This is a genomic window from Streptomyces shenzhenensis (genome assembly GCF_003688995.1).
Lineage (GTDB): Bacteria > Actinomycetota > Actinomycetes > Streptomycetales > Streptomycetaceae > Streptomyces > Streptomyces shenzhenensis_A.
This window is the reverse complement of the sequence record NZ_PENI01000012.1, coordinates 178,578-197,354: the sequence shown is the minus strand read 5'-3', so window position 1 is coordinate 197,354 and position 18,777 is coordinate 178,578. Positions and strand designations below refer to the sequence as shown.

The following is an 18,777-nucleotide window of genomic DNA, read 5'->3' as shown; positions in this document are numbered from 1 at the left end:
GGGGGATCACATGCGGACCATGGCGTACGGCTCCTGGCCCTCGCCCATCGACGCGGCCCTGGCCGCCGCGCACGACGGCCACCCGGAGTGGCTGGGCCTCGTCGGCGACGAGACCTGGTGGACCGAGCCGCGGCCGCAGGAGGGCGGCCGCCGGACCCTCGTCCGGCGCCGCGCGGACAGCGGTGAGGAATCGCTGCTGCCCGCGCCGTGGAACGTGCGCAGCCGCGTCATCGAGTACGGCGGTCACCCCTGGGCCGGTGCGGTGCGCGCGGGCCGGCCGCTCGTCGTGTTCGTGCACTTCGCCGACCAGCGGCTGTACCGCTACGAGCCGGGCGGCGAGCCGCGTCCGCTCACGCCCGTCTCGCCGGTCGGCGGCGGGCTGCGCTGGGCCGAGCCGCGGCTCGACCTGGAACGCGGCGAAGTGTGGTGCGTGCTGGAGGAGTTCACCGGCGCGGGCCCCGGCGACCTGCGGCGCGTCGCGGCGGCCGTGCCGCTGGACGGCTCGGCCGCCGAGGACCGCGGCGCCGTGCGCGAACTCACCGCCGAACGGCACCGGTTCGTCACCGGGCCGCGGCTCTCGCCGGACGGCCGGCGCGCCGCCTGGCTGGCCTGGGACCATCCGCGCATGCCCTGGGACGGGACGGAGCTGATCGTCGCCGATGTCACGGCCGACGGCACCCTGCGCGGGGCACGGACGGTCGCCGGGGGACCGGCGGAGTCCGTCGCCCAGGCCGACTGGGCGGCCGACGGGAGCCTGCTGTACGCGAGCGACCGCAGCGGCTGGTGGAACCTGTACCGCGACGGCACTCCGCTGTGCCCGCGCGAGGAGGAGTTCGGCGGGCCGCTCTGGAAGCTCGGGCACCGCTGGTTCGCCCCGCTGGACAGCGGGCTGATCGCGGTCGTGCACGGCCGCGGCGCGAAGGCCCTCGGCACCCTCGACCCGGAGACCGGCGAGATCACCGACACGGCCGGGCCCTGGTCCGAGTTCGAGCCGACGCTCGCGGCGCACGGCGACCGGGTCGTCGCCGTCGGCGCAGGCCCGCGCTCCGGGTACGAGGTCGTCGAACTGGACACCGGGACCGGCCGGACCCGGGTGATCGGCGCTCGGCACACCGACCCCGTCGACCCGGCCCTGTACCCCGAGCCGCAGGTGCGCACCTTCACCGGTCCCGGCGGACGCGAGGTGCACGCCCATGTGTACCCGCCCCACCACCCCGGCGTCACGGCACCGGACGGTGCGGCCGCGCCCTACGTCGTCCGGGCGCACGGCGGCCCCACCGGCCGCGCCCCGCTGGTACTGGACCTGGAGATCGCCTACTTCACCTCCCGGGGCATCGGGGTCGCCGAGGTCAACTACGGCGGCTCGACCGGGTACGGCCGCGAGTACCGGGACCGGCTGCGCGAGCAGTGGGGCGTCGTCGACGTCGAGGACTGCGCCGCCGTCGCGCTCGCCCTCGCCGAGGAGGGCACCGCCGACCGCGGCCGGCTCGCGATCAGCGGCGGCAGCGCGGGCGGCTGGACCAGCGCCGCCTCCCTGACGCGCACCGACGTCTACGCCTGCGGCACCGTCCGCTATCCGATCCTCGACCTCACCGGCTGGGGCACGGGCGAGACCCACGACTTCGAGTCGCGCTACCTGGAGGGCCTGGTCGGGCCGCTCGCCGAGGTCCCCGAGCGGTACGCGGCGCGGTCGCCGGCCGAGCACGCCGACCGGATCTCCGCGCCGTTCCTGCTGCTGCAGGGCCTGGACGACGTGATCTGCCCGCCCGTGCAGTGCGAACGCTTCCTCGCCCGGATCGCCGGGCGCGGGGTGCCGCACGCCTACCTCACCTTCGCGGGGGAGGGGCACGGCTTCCGCAAGGCCGAGACCCTGGTACGCGCCCTGGAGGCCGAACTCTCCCTGTACGCCCAGGTGTTCGGGCTGGACGTGGCCGGGATCCAGCAGCTGGAGCTGATGACGTGAGAGAACTTCTGCGGCCGCCGCGGCTCGCTCCCGGGGCGCGGGTCGCGGTGGTCGCGCCGAGCGGGCCGGTGGCCGAGGACCGGCTGGCGGCGGGCCTCGACATCCTGCGCGGCTGGGATCTCGACCCGGTCGTGCAGCCCCATGTGCTCGACCGGCACGGCGAGCTGGGCTATCTGGCGGGCACCGACGCCGACCGGGCCGCCGACCTCCAGCGGGCCTGGTGCGATCCGGACGTGGCCGCGGTGCTGTGCGCCCGCGGCGGCTACGGCGCACAGCGCATGGTCGACCTCCTCGACTGGGCGGCGCTGCGGGCGGCCGGTCCCAAGGTGCTCGTCGGCTTCAGCGACGTCACCGCGCTGCACCAGGCGTTCGCCGCCCGGCTCGGCCTGGTCACGCTGCACGGGCCCGCGGCGGCGGGCGTCGACTTCGTCAAGAACGCGCGGACACAGGAGCATCTGCGGGCGACCCTGTTCGCCCCGGAGACGGTCCGCACGCTCGCCCGCGGCCGCACCGCGCTGGTGCCGGGCCGGGCCCGCGGGGTCACCCTCGGCGGATGCCTGAGCCTGCTCGCCGCCGACCTGGGCACGCCGTTGTCCCCGCCGGTCGCCCGGGGCGGGCTGCTGCTCCTGGAGGACGTGGGCGAACCGCCCTACCGTGTCGACCGGCTGCTGACCCAGCTCCTGCGCTCGGGACGGCTGGCGGGTGTGGCGGGGATCGGGCTCGGGTCCTGGGCCGGCTGCGGTCCGTACGAGGAACTGCGCGCGGTCTTCGCCGACCGCCTCGGCGGCCTCGGCGTACCCGTCCTCGAAGAGATCGGGTTCGGCCACTGCGACGAGGCGCTGACGGTCCCGTTCGGCGTGACCGCCGAGCTGGACGCGACCGCAGGCACCCTGACCCTCGACGAACCGGCCCTGCGCTGACCGCCCGGGCGGCGCGGCCGGACCGGCGTAAGGTGGCGGGGTGCCGCACAGCCAGTCTCGTTATCTCGCCGAGGGGCCCCGGGTGGGCATACGTCACTTCACCTACGGGGACGCCGCGGAGTTCACCGCCCGCGCCCGGGAGAGCAAGGACCTGCACCATCCGTGGCTGTTCCCGCCGCTCACCGACGCCGCCTACGCCGCGTACGCGGGCCGGCTGATCGAGGACCCGACGAAGGCCGGGTTCCTGGTCTGCGCGAAGGACGACGGGGCCGTCGCCGGGTTCATCAACATCAACAACATCGTCGAGGGCGGCTTCCAGTGCGGTGTCCTCGGCTACGGCGCCTTCGCGCACGCGGCCCGGCGCGGGCTGATGCGCGAGGGGCTCGACCTCGTGATCGGGTACGCGTTCGGGCCGCTGCGGCTGCACCGGCTGGAGATCAACGTCCAGCCGGGCAACGCCGCCTCCATCGCCCTGGCCCGTGGCGCCGGGTTCCGCCTGGAGGGCTTCTCGCCGAACATGATCTTCATCGACGGGGCCTGGCGGGACCACGAGCGCTGGGCGATCACCGCCGAGCTGCGGGCTTCCGGTTGATCTTCATGGTGTCCAGGTCCGTCACGGTCGACTTCAGCCCCGTGAACCCGTAGCCGAGACCGGAGAGACGGGCCTCCGCCCGCTCCTCCGCGAGCGCCGCCGCCATCTCCTCCCCGTCGGCCGCGTCCGACACCACCACGTACCGCATCGAGAAGTGCTTCAGCGGCCGCGCCTCGTACGACAGCGAGCCCTCCTCGGTGAACCGCATGCTCGTCATCCCGTGCTCGGCGGCCTCGGCGAGCAGCCGGTCCCGGTCCTCCTCGGTCAGCCCCGCCCAGGTGCCCCGGACGATGACCCGATAGGTGTGCCGCTCGCTCATGTGCCGTTCCGTCCCTCACTCAATCCGATGGACGACCGACTCTACGTCGGCGAGGATCGGCCGCATGCGGAATTTCGTGGTCCTCGACGCCCCCTCCAACCTGGGCCTGCGCCCACCCGCCCGCGGAACCGTGCCCGGCTGCTACAAGCTCGCCGGCGCCCTGCGCGATCAGCGGATCGTGCCACGGCTGGGCGCCATCGAGGGCGGGGTCGTGGTCCCGCCGCGCTACGACCGCGGGGACTGGCAGGAGGGCGACGGTGTCTTCAACGCGGCGGCGCTCGCCGGGTACACCGTCAAGCTCGCCGACCGCATCGAAGGGCACGTCCGCGCCGGTGACTTCCCCGTCGTACTCGGCGGCGACTGTTCCATCCAGCTCGGCGCCTCCCTCGCGCTGCGCCGCCGCGGCCGGTACGGACTCGTCGCGGTTGGGGGTACCACCCACGCCCTTCAGGCAGTGGGGGAGCCTCCCCGGACTTCCGGCACCCGGGCAACTCCGACCGGATCGGCGCGGCCGGCGGCGAGGAGGTCGCCCTGGGCACCGGACGCGGCCAGCGGGACCTCACCGACCTGGAGGGCCTGCGGCCCTACCTGCGCGACGAGGACGTACGGTTCGTCGGCATCCGCGACGTCTTCGAGGAGGACCGCGCCGAACTGGCCGCCCTGAAGATCCCCGTGACCACCGTCGGCGAGCTGCGCGAGCGGGGCGCCGACACCGTCGCCCGGACCACCGCAGAGAGCTTCGAGACACCGCAACTCGACGGGTTCTGGGTGCATTTGGACGCCGACGTCCTCGACCCCTCCGTGATGCCCGCCGTCGACAGTCCCGACCCCGACGGGCTGCTGCCCGACGAACTCGTCACGCTGCTCCGCCCGTTGCTCGCCTCCCCGCGGTGCGTCGGCTTCAACGTCACCATCTACGACCCCGATCTGGACCCCGAGGGGACGGCCGGCGCCCTGCTCGCCGACGCCGTGGTCGCCGCCTTTGCGCAATCCTGACCGGCAGTGCCCCTGGTCGGCTCGCCCGCCGCCGGGTTCCATGGTGATCGTGACGACGATCCGACGTGAGGTACTGACGCTGCCCGCCGCGGAACTGGGCCGGGACAACCCGCTGCCCCCGCTGCGCCCCCTCGACGAGACGCACCGCGTCGAGGACCGGGACCGCGACGAGATGCCCCGCGACATGGCCCGGCAGATCGGCTACGCGCCGCTGCGCAGCCTGCTGCCGGTCCGTGTGCGGGACGGCTACGACCGGGCGCGCGCACCGCGCGCGGTCGACGCGCTCGTGATCGAGAACGACCGGCTGCGCGCCACCGTCCTGCCCGGCCTCGGCGGCCGTGTCGCCTCCCTGGTCCACCTGCCGACCGGCCGCGAACTCCTCTACCGCAACCCGGTGTTCCAGCCCGCCAACTTCGCCCTCAACGACGCCTGGTACTCCGGCGGCATCGAGTGGAACATCGGCGCCACCGGCCATACGGCGCTGTCCTGCGCGCCCCTGCACGCCGCCCGGGTCGCCGCCCCCGACGGCGGCGAGATGCTGCGGCTGTGGGAGTGGGAGCGGCTGCGCGACCTGCCCTTCCAGGTCGACCTGTGGCTGCCGGACGGCTCCGACTTCCTGTACGTCGGCGTGCGCGTCCGCAATCCGCACGAGCGGCCCGCGCCCGTCTACTGGTGGTCCAACATCGCCGTGCCCGAGGAGTGCCGGGTCCTCGCCCCCGCCGAGGAGGCCTGGCACTTCGGCTACGAACGCCGACTGCGCCGGGTGCCCGTCCCGTCGTACGCGGGGACCGACCGGACGTACCCGCTGGGCAGCCCGCACGCCGCCGACTACTTCTACGAGATCCCGGACGGCCACCGCCGCTGGATCGCCGCGCTCGACGCCGACGGGCACGGGCTGGTGCAGACGTCGACCGACGTGCTGCGCGGACGCAAACTGTTCGTGTGGGGCACCCAGCCCGGTGGCCGCCGCTGGCAGGAGTGGCTGACCGAGCCCGGCACCGGCGGCTACTGCGAGATCCAGGCCGGGCTCGCCCGCACCCAGTTGGAGCACGTCCGGCTGGAGGCGGCGGGCGAGGTGTCCTGGCTGGAGGCCTACGGGCCGTTCGACGGGCCGCCGGAAGGGGAGTGGGCCGCCGTGACGGGCAGCGCGGCGCACCGCCTGGAGGCGGTGCTGCCACGGGCGGACGTCGCGGCCGCCCACGCCGCCTGGAAGCCGTACGCCGACACCGAACCCGGCGAGATCCTGGCCACCGGCTCCGGCTGGGGCGCGCTCGAAGTGCTGCGCGGCGAATGGCAGTTGCCCGGCACACCCTTCGCCGAGTCCACCCTCGGCGAGGCCCAGGCGCCGTGGCGCGATCTGCTGCGCACCGGCTCCCTGCCCGAGCCGCGCCACGTACGGCCGCCGCACGAGACCCTGGTCGCCGCGCACTGGCGGGACATGCTGGAGAGCGCCCCCGCCGCCCCGCACACCGAGTACCACCTCGGCGTCGCCCAGTGGCACGCAGGCGACCGGGCGCAGGCGGTACGCAGCTGGGAGCGGGCGCTGCCGTCGGCCCCCTCCCGGTGGCCGCTGCTGCGCTGTCTCGCCGTCGCCGACCAGGAGTCCGGCCACCACGAGCGGGCCGCGGACCGGTACGCCGCCGCCTTCGAGGATCTGTGTCACGAGCGGCGCGACGACGGCCCGGCGTGGACGGCCGCCACCGCCGCGCTCGGCCGCGAGGCCCTGGCGGCACTGCTGGCGGCGCGGCGGGCCGCCGAGGCCCGAGCGGTGTGGGAGCGGCTGCGTCCGGAGACCCGGCGGCGCGGCCGGTTCCGGCTCCTGGAGGCCGAGTTGCTGCTCGCCGAGGGGCGGCCCGCGCAGGCCCGCGCCGTCTTCGACGAGGGATTCGAGGTGGCCGACCTGCGGGAGGGCGCGGAGACGATCGGCCGGCTGTGGTCCCGCCTCACCGACGAGCCGCTGCCCGCCCGCTACGACTTCCGTATGCGGCCGGCCACGCCCTGAGCCGCGGCGCGCTGCCCGGGAGGGACTCGGGTCAGCCCCGGTGGTCCACGTACTCGAACAGGGATCCGTCCGGGTGCAGCGCGAGGAGATTGCGGCCCGCCGGTGTGGCCACCGGGCCCGCCAGGACCTGCGCGCCGAGGTCCGTGAGCAGCCGGTGGGTCTCGTCCACATCCTTGACCGCGATGGTGGCGGCCACCTTGCGCAGCAGCTCCAGTTCGGCCTCGGGGCCGCTCATCAGCAGAAAGGAGCCGACCGCGGCGACCCGTACACCACCGCGTTCGGACCGCACCGCCGTGCCGCCCGTCAGCCGTTCGTAGAAGGGGACCGCGGTGTCGAGGTCGTCGACGCAGATGCGCAGTGAGGCGCCCAGAATCTCCATGCCGAGGAGCCTAAGCGCTCCGCTGGAAATGCCGCGAGGTGCCGTCGGTCGTCTGCGGCACCATCGTGGCTGGTCGCGCAGTTCCCCGCGCCCCTTCGGGGCGCTCCGGTGTGCCGGTCGCGCCCTCGCCGCGGGTTTGAGCGCGGCGCGCAGGGGGACGCGGAGGGCTCGGAGCAGTCGAACCGTCGGAGGCCCATCGTGAGGCGACCCCGCATTCTGATCGTCGGAGCCGGCTTCGCCGGGTACCGTGCGGCCCGTGCCCTGTCCCGGCACGCCCGGCAGCGGGCCGAGGTCACCCTGCTGAACGCGACCGACTACTTCCTGTACCTGCCCCTGCTGCCCCAGGTCTCCGCGGGCATCCTGGAGCCGCGCCGCGTCACCGTCTCGCTGGCCGGCACCCTGCGCGACGTGCGCCTGGTGCTCGGCGTCGCGGACGGCGTCGACCTCGACGGGCGGGCCGTGCACTACACCGATCCCGAGGGCCGGACGGGCAGCCTCGGCTACGACCGGCTCGTGCTCGCCGTCGGCAGCGTCAACAAACTGCTGCCGGTGCCCGGCGCGGCCGAGTACGCGCACGGCTTCCGCGGTCTGCCCGAGGCGCTCTACCTGCGCGATCACGTGACCCGGCAGCTGGAACTGGCCGCCGCCGAGGACGATCCGCGCGCCGCCGCCGCGCGCTGCACCTTCGTCGTGGCCGGTGCCGGCTACACCGGCACCGAAGTGGCCGCGCACATGCAGCGGTCCACCGCCGACCTGGCGCGCGGGCGGGCGCTGCCGGACGGGGTGCGGCCCCGCTGGCTGCTGCTGGACATCGCCCCGCGCGTCCTGCCCGAGCTGGACGAACACCTCTCGCGCACGGCCGACCGGGTGCTGCGGCAGCGGGGCGTCGAGGTCCGCATGGGCACCTCGGTGCAGGAGGCCACCCACGACGGGGTACGGCTCACCGACGGCGAGTTCGTCGAGACCCGCACGCTGGTGTGGTGCGTCGGCGTCCGGCCCGATCCGCTCGTCGCGGACGTCGGCCGCCCGCTGGAGCGCGGCAGGCTGATTGTCGACCCCTTTCTGCAGGTGCCCGGGCAGCCCGAGGTCTTCGCGTGCGGCGACGCGGCGGCGGTGCCGGACCTGGAGCACCCCGGCAGCCTCACGCCGATGACGGCCCAGCACGCCTGGCGGCAGGGCGCGGTCGCGGCGGACAACGTGGCCGCCTCGCTCGGCGCCGGGGAGCGCCGCGCCTACCGCCATCGCGACCTGGGCTTCGTCGTCGACCTCGGCGGCACCCGGGCCGCCGCCGACCCGCTCGGCATACCCCTGTCCGGCCTCCTGGCCGGGGCGGTCACCCGCGGCTACCACCTGGCGGCGATGCCCGGCAACCGGGTCCGGGTCGCCGCCGACTGGCTGCTGGACACCGTACTGCCGCCCCAGGCCGTCCAGTTGGGGCTGGTGCGCTCCTGGTCGGTGCCGCTGGACACCGCCTCCCCCGAACTGGCCCGCGTGCCGGGCGGACCCGGCACGCACACCGCGGGCCACCCCGCCCCCGGCCCCGTCCGGCGCACCGAAGGACCCGCGGAAGGAGACTCATGAAGACCGCTGAACTCAACGACCTCGCCCAGCAGTTGCGGGTGGACAGCGTGCGCGCCTCCGCCGCGGCCGAGTCCGGGCACCCCACCTCCTCGATGTCCGCCGCGGAGCTGATGGCGGTGCTGCTCGACCGCCATCTGCACTACGACTTCGAGCGCCCCGCCCACCCGGCCAACGACCGCTTCGTCCTTTCCAAGGGACACGCCTCGCCCCTGCTGTACGCCGCCTACAAGGCGGCCGGCGCCGTCGACGACGCCGAACTGCTGACCTTCCGCTCGCTCGGCAGCCGGCTGGAGGGCCACCCGACGCCGCGGCGGCTGCCCTGGGTGGAGACGGCCACCGGCTCGCTCGGCCAGGGGCTGCCGGTCGGTGTCGGCATCGCGCTGGCCGGCAAGCGGCTGGACCGCACCGGCTACCGGGTCTGGGTGCTGTGCGGGGACAGCGAACTGGCCGAGGGCTCCATCTGGGAGGCCGCCGAGCACGCGGCGTACGAGCACCTGGACAACCTCACGGCGATCGTGGACGTCAACCGGCTCGGCCAGCGCGGCCCGACCCGGCACGGCCACGACCTCGACGCTTACGCCCGCCGGTTCCACGCCTTCGGCTGGCACACGGTGGAGGTCGACGGCCATGACGTCGAGGCCGTCGACCGCGCCTATACCGAGGCCGAGTCCACCAGCGGACAGCCCACCGTGATCCTCGCCCGCACCCTCAAGGGCAAGGGGGTCGCCTCCGTGCAGGACCGGGAGGGCCTGCACGGCAAGCCGCTGCCCGACCCGGAGGAGGCCATCGCCGAGCTGGGCGGCCCGCGCGACCTGCGGGTACGGGTGCGGGAGCCGCGTGCCGCCCGGACCCTGCGCTCCGTACCGACCGAGACGCTGGAACTGCCCCGCTACGAACGGGGGGACAAGGTGGCCACCCGGGACGCGTTCGGCAGGGCGCTCGCCGCGCTCGGCACCGCCCGCGGGGACGTCGTCGCGCTCGACGGGGAGGTCGGCGACTCCACCCGTACCGAGTTCTTCGCCAAGGCGCACCCCGACCGGTTCTTCGAGTGCTACATCGCCGAACAGCAGCTGATCGCCGCCGCGGTGGGCATGGCGGCGCGCGGCTGGGTGCCGTACGCGGCGACGTTCGCGGCCTTCTTCACCCGTGCGTTCGACTTCGTGCGCATGGCGTCGATCAGCGGCGCCGGCATCAACCTGGTCGGCTCGCACGCGGGCGTCGCGATCGGCCAGGACGGGCCCTCCCAGATGGGCCTGGAGGACCTGGCGATGTTCCGGAGCGTGTACGGCTCGACCGTGCTGTACCCGTGCGACGCCAACCAGACCGCGAAGCTCGTCGCCACCATGGCCGGGCTGCACGGCGTCCGCTATCTGCGCACCTCGCGCGGCGGCGGCCCGGTCCTCTACGGCCCGGACGAGGAGTTCCCGGTCGGCGGCAGCAAGGTGCTGCGCTCCTCCGACGAGGACCGGCTGACCGTGGTGGCCGCCGGGGTCACCGTGCCCGAGGCCCTGACCGCCGCGGAGCTGCTGGCGGGCGAGGACGTCGCGGTCCGGGTGATCGACCTGTACTCGGTCAAGCCCGTCGACCGGCACACCCTGCGCCGGGCCGCCGAGGAGACCGGCTGTCTGCTCACCGTGGAGGACCACCACGAGGAGGGCGGCATCGGGGACGCCGTGCTCGACGCGTTCGTCGACGGCAGGCCGGTGCCCCGCCTTGTCCGGCTGGCGGTGCGGACGATGCCGGGGTCGGCCGCGCCCGACGAACAACTGCACGCCGCCGGCATCGACGCCCAGGCGATCGCGGCGGCGGGCCGGCTGCTGGTGGGGGAGACGGTGGCCGGGTGAGCGAAGCGAACGGGCCGCTCAGCGGACCCGGTCCCGTGTCGGCTCGGGTGTCTGTGTCTTGGGTCTGGGGTGTGTTGTGTGCTCGTTGTCCCCGGGTCAGGCGGGGCGGGGCTCCTTGCGGCACAGGATCTCGCCGTGCAGCACCGCGAACCAGCCGTCCTCGCGCTGTCCCCAGTCCCGCCAGGCGTCGGCCACGGCGCGCAGCTCCCCGTCCGTCGCGTGACCGCCCTGGACGGCCAGCCCGGCGTACGACGAGGCGACGGTCCGCTCCGCCCACAGCCCGCTCCACCAGGCACGCTCCTGCGGCGTGGAGAACGTCCAGGTGGCGGACGTGGCCGTGATGTCCCGCAGCCCCGCGGCCAGCGCCCAGGACTTCAACCGCCGCCCGGCGTCCGGCTCGCCGCCGTTGCCGCGGGCCACCCGGCGGTACAGGTCCAGCCAGTCGTCCAGGCCCGGCAGTACGGGGTACCAGGTCATCGCCGCGTAGTCCGAGTCGCGGACGGCGACGAACCCGCCGGGCGCGGTGACCCGGTGCATCTCGCGCAGCGCCCGCACCGGGTCGCCGACGTGCTGCAGCACCTGGTGGGCGTGGACCACGCAGAACGCGTCGTCCGGGTAGTCCAGCGCGTGCACGTCGGCCACCGCGAAGTCGACGTTGGCCAGGCCCCGTTCGGCGGCCGTGGCCCGGGCCAGGTCCAGCACGTCGGGCGTGCGGTCGACACCGGTGACCTGCCCGTCGGGGACCAGGGCCGCCAGATCGGCGGTGATCGTCCCCGGGCCGCAGCCGATGTCCAGGATCTTCATATGGGGCTTGATCGAACCGAGCAGATAGGCCGCGGAGTTGGCCGCGGTCCGCCAGGTGTGCGAACGCAGCACCGACTCGTGGTGCCCGTGGGTGTAGACGGCGGTCTCTCCCGGTTTCGGCATGGCTCTACCCCTTCGCGTCATCGCTCCGTACCGGCACACCGGGGCCCGCGGCACCGGTCTGCGGTACGCATCACCGTACGCCCGCCAACCGCATGATGAGACCCGCGTTTCAAAATGCGGACACACCTGGTGATCGACGGGAGCCGCGGTCGGCATCGGGGCCTCCTGCGGGGGCGGGTAATCTGAAGCGGTCGTCTCCTGCCCGTCGGTGGGGTGATCGAGCGAGAGGAACCCCGCATGCGTCTGCTCCTGGTCCGTCACGGCCAGACCCCCTCCAACGTCGGGGGACTGCTCGACACCGCCGTGCCGGGACCGGGGCTCACCCCCCTCGGGCAGCGGCAGGCCGCCGCCCTGCCCGGGGCGCTCGCCGACGAGGACATCGAGGCCGTCTACGCCTCCACCCTGGTCCGCACCCAGCTGACGGCCGCCCCGCTGGCCGCCGCCCGCGGCCTCGACGTCCTGGTCCGGGACGGCATCCGCGAGCTGTCCGCCGGTGACCTGGAGATGCTCCCCGGCGACAGCGAACGCGGTCTCGCGTACATGACCACGGTGTTCGCCTGGGCCGGCGGTGACACCGGGCTGCGCATGCCCGGCGCGGAGACCGGCGCCGAGGCGCTGGCCCGGTTCGACGCGGTGGTCGCGGAGGCCACGGCCGACGGCGCCGGAACGATCGCCATGGTCAGCCACGGCGCCGCGATCCGCATGTGGACCGCGGCCCGCGCGCACAACGTCGATGTGCCCTTCGTCGCCGCCCGCCCGCTGGAGAACACCGGCGTGGTGGTCCTGGAGGGCTCCCCGGCCGACGGCTGGAAGGCGCTGTCCTGGGAGGGCGCGCTGGTGCTGCCCGCCGGGGCGAGCGGCCCCACCGGCGAGCCGCGGCCGGTGCGCCCCCGGGCCGCCGACCCGGCCGACGGGCACTCCGCCCGATAACGGTTTGCCGCAGGTCGGGGGCGCCCCGCAGAATTCCTCCCCATGGGACACCTGGAAGCCGCGCACCTCGAATACCACCTCCCCGACGGGAGGACCCTGCTCGGCGATGTGTCCTTCCGGGTCGGCGAGGGCGCCGCCGTCGCCCTGGTCGGCCCCAACGGCGCGGGCAAGACCACCCTGCTCCGGCTGATCTCCGGCGAGCTGAAACCGCACGCGGGCACCGTCACGGTGACCGGCGGCCTCGGCGTGATGCGCCAGTTCGTGGGGTCCGTACGGGACGAGACGACCGTGCGCGACCTGCTGGTGTCCGTCGCCCCGCCGCGCATCCGCGAGGCGGCGCGGGCCGTCGACGAGGCCGAGCACGCCCTCATGACCGTCGAAGACGAGGCCGCCCAGCTCCGGTACGCGCAGGCACTCGCCGACTGGGCCGAGGCGCGCGGCTACGAGGCCGAGACGCTGTGGGACATGTGCACCACGGCCGCCCTCGGCATGCCCTACGAACGCGCCCAGTGGCGGCAGGTGGGCACCCTCTCCGGCGGCGAGCAGAAGCGGCTCGTGCTGGAGGCGCTGCTGCGCGGCACCGACGAGGTACTGCTGCTCGACGAGCCCGACAACTACCTCGACGTGCCCGGCAAGCGCTGGCTGGAGGAACGGCTGCGGGAGACCCGCAAGACGGTCCTGTTCGTCTCCCACGACCGCGAACTCCTCGCCCGCGCCGCCGAGAAGATCGTCTCCGTCGAACCCGGTCCCGCGGGCGCCGACGCCTGGGTGCACGGCGGCGGCTTCGCCACCTACCACGAGGCCCGGCGCGAACGCTTCGCCCGCTTCGAGGAGTTGCGCAGGCGCTGGGACGAGAAGCATGCACAGCTGAAGAAACTGGTGCTGAACCTCCGTCAGGCGGCCAGCATCAGCCACGAGTTGTCCTCCCGCTACCAGGCGGCCCAGACCCGGCTGCGCAAGTTCGAGGAGGCCGGACCGCCGCCCGAGCCGCCGCGCGAGCAGGACATCCGGATGCGGCTGAAGGGCGGCCGCACCGGCGTACGGGCCGTGACCTGCGCGGGACTTGAGCTGACCGGCCTGATGAAACCCTTCGACCTGGAGGTCTTCTACGGCGAACGGGTCGCCGTCCTCGGCTCCAACGGATCCGGCAAGTCGCACTTCCTGCGCCTGCTCGCCGGCGACGAGGTGGCGCACACCGGGCAGTGGAAGCTGGGCGCGCGGGTCGTGCCCGGCCACTTCGCGCAGACCCACGCACACCCGGAGCTGACCGGCCGCACCCTGCTGGACATCCTGTGGAAGGAACACGCCCAGGACCGGGGCGCCGCCATGTCCCGGCTGCGCCGCTACGAGCTGACGAACCAGGCCGAGCAGTCCTTCGACCGGCTCTCCGGCGGCCAGCAGGCCCGGTTCCAGATCCTGCTGCTGGAGCTGGCAGGCGCCACCGCGCTGCTGCTCGACGAGCCCACCGACAACCTCGACCTGGAGTCCGCCGAGGCGCTCCAGGAGGGCCTGGAGGCCTTCGAGGGCACCGTCCTGGCGGTCACCCACGACCGCTGGTTCGCGCGCTCCTTCGACCGTTATCTGGTCTTCGGCACCGACGGCCGGGTGCGCGAGACCCCGGAGCCGGTCTGGGACGAGCGGCGGGTGGAGCGGGCGCGCTGAGCAGGTCCGGTGAGATCCGCTGCGGTTCGACAGCGCCCTGAAGGGGCGCGGGGCTGTATCGATATGCGGCTCCGCCGCGCGGGCGGCCGACGGCACATCGCGGTGGTTCCAGCGGAGCGCCGAGCGGTCCCGCCGGATGTTCGTACAGTGGATTCAGGAACGTGAGACACCGACGAGCGGGGCCCACCATGACCGGAGTCGACCCGGACCGGCTGGACGACCAGCAGCTCATGAAGGAGCTGGAGACGATCCACCGCACGCGCCACGACACGCTGCTGTACGGATCGAACGACGCGCTGCGCGCCCACAACGAGCGGATGGCGCAGCTGGAGGGCGAGTATCTGCGCCGCAACCCGCGCCGGCTGATCGCCTCGGGCCGCACCCGCGAGGGCGCGCGCGAGCGGGGCTGCGGGGGCACGGCTACCCCCGCCACCTGAGCGGCGCGCCGAACCCGGCGCGGAGACCTCGCGGCCGGTGACGACGCGTCAGCGCTGTCCGACGGTCATCGCCTCGGCCAGCTCCTGGACGTTGGCGTAACGCGCCGACCGGGGCAGCCTCCGTACCGCCTCGATCAGGGCGTCGGACGCGCGCCCGTGGCGCAGGGCGTTCGACAGCTCGCCCGGGCCGGCCGGGAACAGGCCGCGCCCCAGGAGCCGGGCCAGCTCCAGCCGTACCGCTTCCAGCGACGTCCCGCCGCCGCTTCCCGGCGCCACCCGGCCGCGCCAGATCTCCGGGTCGTCGTCGGCGGCGGGCTCCGGGTCGTACCACTCCTCGGTGCGGGTGGGGTGCCCGGACCTGAGCAGGTCCTTCAGCTCGTGCTTCATCTCGTCGTCCCGGTGGACGCTGAGCCGGTCACTGCCTCGCTGCATGTCTCCCTCCAGATCTTTCAAGGGTGCGCACCGCGTACCCGGTGACGGGCGGCCGACACACGGTTTCCCCGCCGAACCGACGCCAGCTGGGCGGTGCCCCGCCAGGGGCGCGGGGAACTGCGCGCCCGGCTACGACGGTGCCGCAGGCGTACGACGGCAGACCGTGGCTTTTCGGGTGGTCGTTGTTGTCGTGGGCTGGGCGGTGCCCCGTCAGGGGCGCGGGGGACGGTGCGTTCGGCCACGACGGCGTCGCGGACGTACGACGGCACACCAGTGGCCGCGTCACCCGCCCGGACGTCCGCTTCCCGCTAATGGGGTCCGGCCGCGCGCGGGGCGCGGCCCGGCGGGCTGTGATGGCTGTGGGGGCACGACCACCGTGCTCCCACAGCCGTCGCCCCCACAAGGAGCCCGCCCATGCGCCGCACCGCCCGTGCCTTCGCCGTGGCCGCCCTGACCGGCTTCGCGGCGGGCACCGCCTCGGCCGTGTCCGCGGCTCCCTCCGCCGAGGCCACCACCGGGCCCGTACGGACCGGCGGCACGGTCACCGCGTCGGTGCCGTGCCCGGTCCCCACCGGCGGGACCGCCCCGGACCCCGCCGGTACCCCCGGCACCCGCGTCAGCGCGCCCGTCACGACCGGCCCGCGCGCCGAGACCGGTCCCGGCACCCCCGGGCCGGCCACCCCGGGGGTGCCCGGCGCGGACTGTCCGGACGGAACCGGCACCCGGGAACAGGCGCCGGACACGGAGTCCGGCGCGCCCCGCGAGGGCGAGGTCCGCCCGGACGAGACCGGCGCGGCCACCGGCAGGGACGGGACCGGTACGGACGGAACCGGTACGGACGGGACCACCGGGGGCGTCACCGGCAGGGACGAGGCAGGCGTCCCCGACGCCGGGATCCCCGGCACGGACCGGCCCGACGTGCCCGGCACGGACGTGCCCGGCACGGACACGCCGGACACGGACCCGCCGGGCACCGACACGCCCTACTCGGACACGCCGTACTCCGACACATCCGACACATCTGACACATCCGACTCTCCCGACGCGGACGGTGACGGCACGGACACACAGGGCGGCGATGGCGGCGGGCGTACCTGCACCGAACCGGGGGGAGGCTCCGTCTGCGAACCGGCCGACACCCACTACGGCGTGAACGCGGGGGCAGGGGGCGCCTTCAACGACTCCGTTCCGGCCCTGGCCGCCGGCGGAGCGCTGATCGCGGCCGCGTGCGGCGCCGCCGTGCACCGGCTGTGGTGCCGCAGGGCTGACCCGGAGGGCTGACGCCGTACGCGGACTCGGTGACGGGGACGACGGGACGGACGGACGAGGGGGCACGTGGGCGAGGAGCGCGGACCGGACCGGATGCGGACACGGCACGGCACCACGGACTGCGGGGAGGCGGAGATGCGGCGGACGGACCCCGAGGGCCACGGCCCCGTCCGGTACGGGCCGGCCCTGCCCGACGACGGGCTGCCCGTCCTGCCCGCGCTCGCCGACGTGCTCGCCGCCCATGCCGGACACGCCGGGGGAGAGCCGGTCGGCGGCGCCCCCGGGCTCCTCGACGCGGCCGGCGGCTACTGGGCGCGGCGCGGCCTGCCGGCCGGCCGTGACCGCGTCGCCGCCGCGCCCGGGGCGCCGGCCCTGCTGCTCGCGCTGACCGCCGCGCTCGGCGGCGACGTGCTGGTGCCGCGGCCCTGCGCCGCCTGGTGGGCGCCGTACGCGCGTCTGCTGGGCCGGCCCGCGTTCCATGTGGCGACGCCGGCCGAGTGCGGCGGCGTCCCGGACTCGGCCGCCCTGCTGGAGACGGTCCGCCGGGTCCGCGCCGAGGGCGGGGACCCGCGGCTGCTCGTGCTCTCCGTCGCCGACGACCCGACCGCCACCGTGGCCCCGCCCGAACTGGTGCACGAAGCGGTCGAGGCTGCGGCGGGCGAGGGGCTGCACCTGATCAGCGACGAGACCTGGCGGGACACGCTGCACGCCCCGCGCGACACCGTGCTGCTCAGCCCGGCCGAGATGCTGCAGGACCGGGTCACCGTCGTCACCGACCTGGCGGGCGCCCTGCTGCCGCCGGGCTGGCCCGCCGCCGTCGCCCGCTTCCCTGAGGGCCCGGCGGGGCGGGGGCTGCACGCGCGCGTGCTCGACGTGCTCACCGCGCTGGGCGCCACCGTCGCCGGGCCGGTCGCGGCCGCCGCCGCGTACGCGCTCGACGAGCCGGAGCCGGTCGCCGTACGCCGTGCCACCACCGTGCGCCTGCACGCGCGGGTGGCCGCGGCCGCGCACGCCGCCGTGGTCGCGGCGGGCGCCGTGGCCCGCCCGCCGCAGGCCGGCCGCCACCTGTACGTCGACCTCGGCCCGCTGCGCTCCGCGCTGGGCGCGCACGGCGTCGGCGACGCACAGGAGCTGGAGGACTTCCTCACCGCCCGGCTCGGCATGCCCGCGCCCGGCGGCCACCGGTTCGGCGACGACCTCGGGGCGCTGCGGGTACGGCTGTCCACCGGACCGCTGCTGGACGGCACGGACGAGCAACGGACGGAATGCCTCACGTCACCCGCGCCGTGGGAACTGCCACACGTGCAACGCGCGTTGACCTCCTTGAGATCGGCCTTCGACGATCTCCGCGACGACGCTCAGCGATGGGAGCCTCCTCGATGACGCAGCAGACGCCGGAGTCCGGGTCAGCCGCCACGACCACCACGACCAGGAAAGCCGGCGTCCCCGCCCGGGCCGCCTTCGCACCCCCGTTCCCGCCGCTCGCCGAACCCCGCCCACTGGGCGAACGCCGGTTCTGGCCACGCGCCTTCCACGACCGGCTCACCGCCCCCCTGCCCGGCCTCAGAGCCCTCGCCCGCTTCGCCCGCGAGGGCTCCGTACGGCCCGCGCCCGACGGCCTGGCGGACATCCCGCGGCTGCCCTACGCACCGGCTCCGCTGCCCCGCGTCGACCCTCGCACGGTCGCCGTCAGCTGGGCCGGGCACGCCAGTTGGGTGGTCCGGATCGGCGGCCTGACCGTCCTCACCGACCCCGTGTGGTCCCGCCGCATCCTCGGCACCCCGGTCCGCATCACCCCGGTGGGCGTCGCCTGGCACGCGCTGCCGCGGGTCGACGCCGTGGTGATCAGTCACAACCACTACGACCACCTGGACGCCGCGACGCTGCGCCGACTCCCGCGGGACACCCCGGTGTTCGTGCCGGCGGGGCTCGGCCGCTGGTTCCGGCGCCGCCGGTTCACCACCGTGACCGAGCTGGACTGGTGGGAGGCGGCCGAACTGTCCGGAGTCCGCTTCGACTTCGTGCCCGCCCACCACTGGTCCAAGCGCAGCCTCACCGACACCTGCCGCACCCTGTGGGGCGGTTGGGTGCTCACCGACCCGGACGGGCAGCGGGTCTACTTCGCGGGCGACACCGGCTACGGCCACTGGTTCTCCCGGATCGGCCGCCGCTACCCGGGCATCGACCTCGCCCTGCTCCCCATCGGCGCCTACGACCCGCGCTGGTGGCTCAGCGATGTGCACTGCGATCCGGAGGAGGCGGTGCGCGCCGCCCAGGACCTGGGCGCCCGCCGGATGGCCCCCATGCACTGGGGCACGTTCGTGCTCTCCGCCGAGCCCGTCCTCGAACCGCTCACCCGGGTCCGCGCGGAGTGGCAGCGAGCGGGCCTGGACCGCGAGGACCTGTGGGATCTGCCGGTGGGCGGCTCCCGGGTGCTGGTCTGAGCGCTCCGCCGGACGGGAGTGCCGCGCCGTCATCGTCCGCGGCAGCGTCGTGACCCGTCGCTCCCCCCAGCTTGCGGCCG

16 protein-coding genes and 1 pseudogene are annotated in these 18,777 nt (G+C 75.0%); 13 read left to right on the top strand and 4 right to left on the bottom strand.

Translation table 11 applies throughout. The features are described 5' to 3' along the window. Window positions 1-10: 10 nt before the first annotated feature. From CTZ28_RS20455 to CTZ28_RS20445, 3 genes are read left to right on the top strand one after another with little or no spacing between them, the layout of a single operon-like run. Window positions 11-1,963: a prolyl oligopeptidase family serine peptidase gene (locus tag CTZ28_RS20455; RefSeq protein WP_121891093.1), complete on the top strand. Its 1,953-nt coding sequence runs from the start codon at window positions 11-13 to the stop codon at window positions 1,961-1,963. Further along, window positions 1,960-2,883: a S66 peptidase family protein gene (locus tag CTZ28_RS20450; protein ID WP_121891092.1), complete on the top strand. Its 924-nt coding sequence runs from the start codon at window positions 1,960-1,962 to the stop codon at window positions 2,881-2,883. Before CTZ28_RS20455 ends, CTZ28_RS20450 begins: the two co-directional genes overlap by 4 nt. Before the next feature lie 40 nt (window positions 2,884-2,923). Then, window positions 2,924-3,475: a GNAT family N-acetyltransferase gene (locus CTZ28_RS20445; protein WP_121891091.1), complete on the top strand. Its 552-nt coding sequence runs from the start codon at window positions 2,924-2,926 to the stop codon at window positions 3,473-3,475. Here the strand turns inward: CTZ28_RS20445 and CTZ28_RS20440 are convergent. Next, on the bottom strand, window positions 3,447-3,794 hold the full coding sequence (locus CTZ28_RS20440) for a DUF6204 family protein (RefSeq protein ID WP_121891090.1): 348 nt from the start codon (window positions 3,792-3,794) through the stop codon (window positions 3,447-3,449). The genes CTZ28_RS20445 and CTZ28_RS20440 overlap by 29 nt on opposite strands. 64 nt (window positions 3,795-3,858) lie before the next feature. On the opposite strand from CTZ28_RS20440, the pseudogene CTZ28_RS20435 reads away from it, so the two are divergent. Together CTZ28_RS20435 and CTZ28_RS20430 are read left to right on the top strand one after the other, a co-directional pair. Further along, window positions 3,859-4,790: pseudogene (locus CTZ28_RS20435) on the top strand (arginase family protein). A 40-nt stretch (window positions 4,791-4,830) separates the two neighbouring features. Next, complete coding sequence (locus CTZ28_RS20430) at window positions 4,831-6,792, top strand: DUF5107 domain-containing protein (protein WP_121891089.1); 1,962 nt, start codon at window positions 4,831-4,833, stop codon at window positions 6,790-6,792. A 31-nt stretch (window positions 6,793-6,823) separates the two neighbouring features. Here the strand turns inward: CTZ28_RS20430 and CTZ28_RS20425 are convergent, their stop codons facing one another. Further along, the gene (locus CTZ28_RS20425) at window positions 6,824-7,171 is read right to left on the bottom strand and encodes a VOC family protein (RefSeq protein ID WP_121891088.1); all 348 of its coding nucleotides are present in this window, start codon (window positions 7,169-7,171) and stop codon (window positions 6,824-6,826) included. Between the two features lie 198 nt (window positions 7,172-7,369). On the opposite strand from CTZ28_RS20425, the gene CTZ28_RS20415 reads away from it, so the two are divergent. Next, window positions 7,370-8,752 (top strand): NAD(P)/FAD-dependent oxidoreductase, encoded by a 1,383-nt coding sequence (locus CTZ28_RS20415; RefSeq protein WP_183154478.1) that lies wholly within the window; start codon window positions 7,370-7,372, stop codon window positions 8,750-8,752. Beyond that, window positions 8,749-10,596 (top strand): transketolase, encoded by a 1,848-nt coding sequence (locus CTZ28_RS20410; protein ID WP_121891086.1) that lies wholly within the window; start codon window positions 8,749-8,751, stop codon window positions 10,594-10,596. The genes CTZ28_RS20415 and CTZ28_RS20410 overlap by 4 nt, the downstream gene beginning before the upstream one ends. Before the next feature lie 96 nt (window positions 10,597-10,692). On the opposite strand, the gene CTZ28_RS20405 is transcribed toward CTZ28_RS20410, so the two are convergent. Next, on the bottom strand, window positions 10,693-11,523 hold the full coding sequence (locus CTZ28_RS20405; protein WP_121891085.1) for a class I SAM-dependent methyltransferase: 831 nt from the start codon (window positions 11,521-11,523) through the stop codon (window positions 10,693-10,695). A gap of 237 nt (window positions 11,524-11,760) precedes the next feature. On the opposite strand from CTZ28_RS20405, the gene CTZ28_RS20400 reads away from it, so the two are divergent. The 3 genes from CTZ28_RS20400 to CTZ28_RS20390 all read left to right on the top strand — a co-directional run bounded on the left by CTZ28_RS20400 (window position 11,761) and on the right by CTZ28_RS20390 (window position 14,552). Continuing rightward, complete coding sequence (locus CTZ28_RS20400) at window positions 11,761-12,453, top strand: histidine phosphatase family protein (RefSeq protein WP_121891084.1); 693 nt, start codon at window positions 11,761-11,763, stop codon at window positions 12,451-12,453. 42 nt (window positions 12,454-12,495) lie between these two features. After that, on the top strand, window positions 12,496-14,115 hold the full coding sequence (locus CTZ28_RS20395) for an ABC-F family ATP-binding cassette domain-containing protein (protein WP_121891083.1): 1,620 nt from the start codon (window positions 12,496-12,498) through the stop codon (window positions 14,113-14,115). Between the two features lie 188 nt (window positions 14,116-14,303). Then, entirely contained in the window at window positions 14,304-14,552 is a 249-nt protein-coding gene (locus CTZ28_RS20390) for a DUF6158 family protein (protein ID WP_121891082.1), read from the top strand. 48 nt (window positions 14,553-14,600) lie between these two features. On the opposite strand, the gene CTZ28_RS20385 is transcribed toward CTZ28_RS20390, so the two are convergent. Further along, window positions 14,601-14,984, bottom strand: a complete 384-nt coding sequence (locus CTZ28_RS20385; RefSeq protein ID WP_121891081.1) for a DUF2795 domain-containing protein — start codon at window positions 14,982-14,984, stop codon at window positions 14,601-14,603. A 414-nt stretch (window positions 14,985-15,398) separates the two neighbouring features. Between CTZ28_RS20385 and CTZ28_RS20380 the strand changes: the two genes are divergently transcribed. The 3 genes from CTZ28_RS20380 (at window position 15,399) to CTZ28_RS20370 (ending at window position 18,697) form a co-directional block, all read left to right on the top strand. After that, window positions 15,399-16,265, top strand: coding sequence for a hypothetical protein (locus CTZ28_RS20380; protein ID WP_121891080.1), 867 nt, complete (start codon window positions 15,399-15,401; stop codon window positions 16,263-16,265). Between the two features lie 123 nt (window positions 16,266-16,388). Then, a complete protein-coding gene (locus CTZ28_RS20375) occupies window positions 16,389-17,636 on the top strand; it encodes an aminotransferase class I/II-fold pyridoxal phosphate-dependent enzyme (RefSeq protein ID WP_121891122.1) in 1,248 nt (415 codons plus the stop codon). Further along, complete coding sequence (locus CTZ28_RS20370) at window positions 17,633-18,697, top strand: MBL fold metallo-hydrolase (RefSeq protein ID WP_121891079.1); 1,065 nt, start codon at window positions 17,633-17,635, stop codon at window positions 18,695-18,697. Before CTZ28_RS20375 ends, CTZ28_RS20370 begins: the two co-directional genes overlap by 4 nt. Window positions 18,698-18,777 lie beyond the last annotated feature (80 nt).

Excerpts from the sequence above, each read along its gene's own strand:
- CTZ28_RS20455 (WP_121891093.1), top strand. The coding sequence starts at position 11 with ATGCGGACCATGGCGTACGGCTCCTGGCCCTCGCCCATCGACGCGGCC.
- CTZ28_RS20440 (WP_121891090.1), bottom strand. The coding sequence starts at position 3,794 with ATGAGCGAGCGGCACACCTATCGGGTCATCGTCCGGGGCACCTGGGCG.
- CTZ28_RS20430 (WP_121891089.1), top strand. The coding sequence starts at position 4,831 with ATGGTGATCGTGACGACGATCCGACGTGAGGTACTGACGCTGCCCGCC.
- CTZ28_RS20425 (WP_121891088.1), bottom strand. The coding sequence starts at position 7,171 with ATGGAGATTCTGGGCGCCTCACTGCGCATCTGCGTCGACGACCTCGAC.
- CTZ28_RS20410 (WP_121891086.1), top strand. The coding sequence starts at position 8,749 with ATGAAGACCGCTGAACTCAACGACCTCGCCCAGCAGTTGCGGGTGGAC.
- CTZ28_RS20405 (WP_121891085.1), bottom strand. The coding sequence starts at position 11,523 with ATGCCGAAACCGGGAGAGACCGCCGTCTACACCCACGGGCACCACGAG.
- CTZ28_RS20400 (WP_121891084.1), top strand. The coding sequence starts at position 11,761 with ATGCGTCTGCTCCTGGTCCGTCACGGCCAGACCCCCTCCAACGTCGGG.
- CTZ28_RS20395 (WP_121891083.1), top strand. The coding sequence starts at position 12,496 with ATGGGACACCTGGAAGCCGCGCACCTCGAATACCACCTCCCCGACGGG.
- CTZ28_RS20390 (WP_121891082.1), top strand. The coding sequence starts at position 14,304 with ATGACCGGAGTCGACCCGGACCGGCTGGACGACCAGCAGCTCATGAAG.
- CTZ28_RS20385 (WP_121891081.1), bottom strand. The coding sequence starts at position 14,984 with ATGCAGCGAGGCAGTGACCGGCTCAGCGTCCACCGGGACGACGAGATG.
- CTZ28_RS20380 (WP_121891080.1), top strand. The coding sequence starts at position 15,399 with ATGCGCCGCACCGCCCGTGCCTTCGCCGTGGCCGCCCTGACCGGCTTC.
- CTZ28_RS20375 (WP_121891122.1), top strand. The coding sequence starts at position 16,389 with ATGCGGCGGACGGACCCCGAGGGCCACGGCCCCGTCCGGTACGGGCCG.
- CTZ28_RS20370 (WP_121891079.1), top strand. The coding sequence starts at position 17,633 with ATGACGCAGCAGACGCCGGAGTCCGGGTCAGCCGCCACGACCACCACG.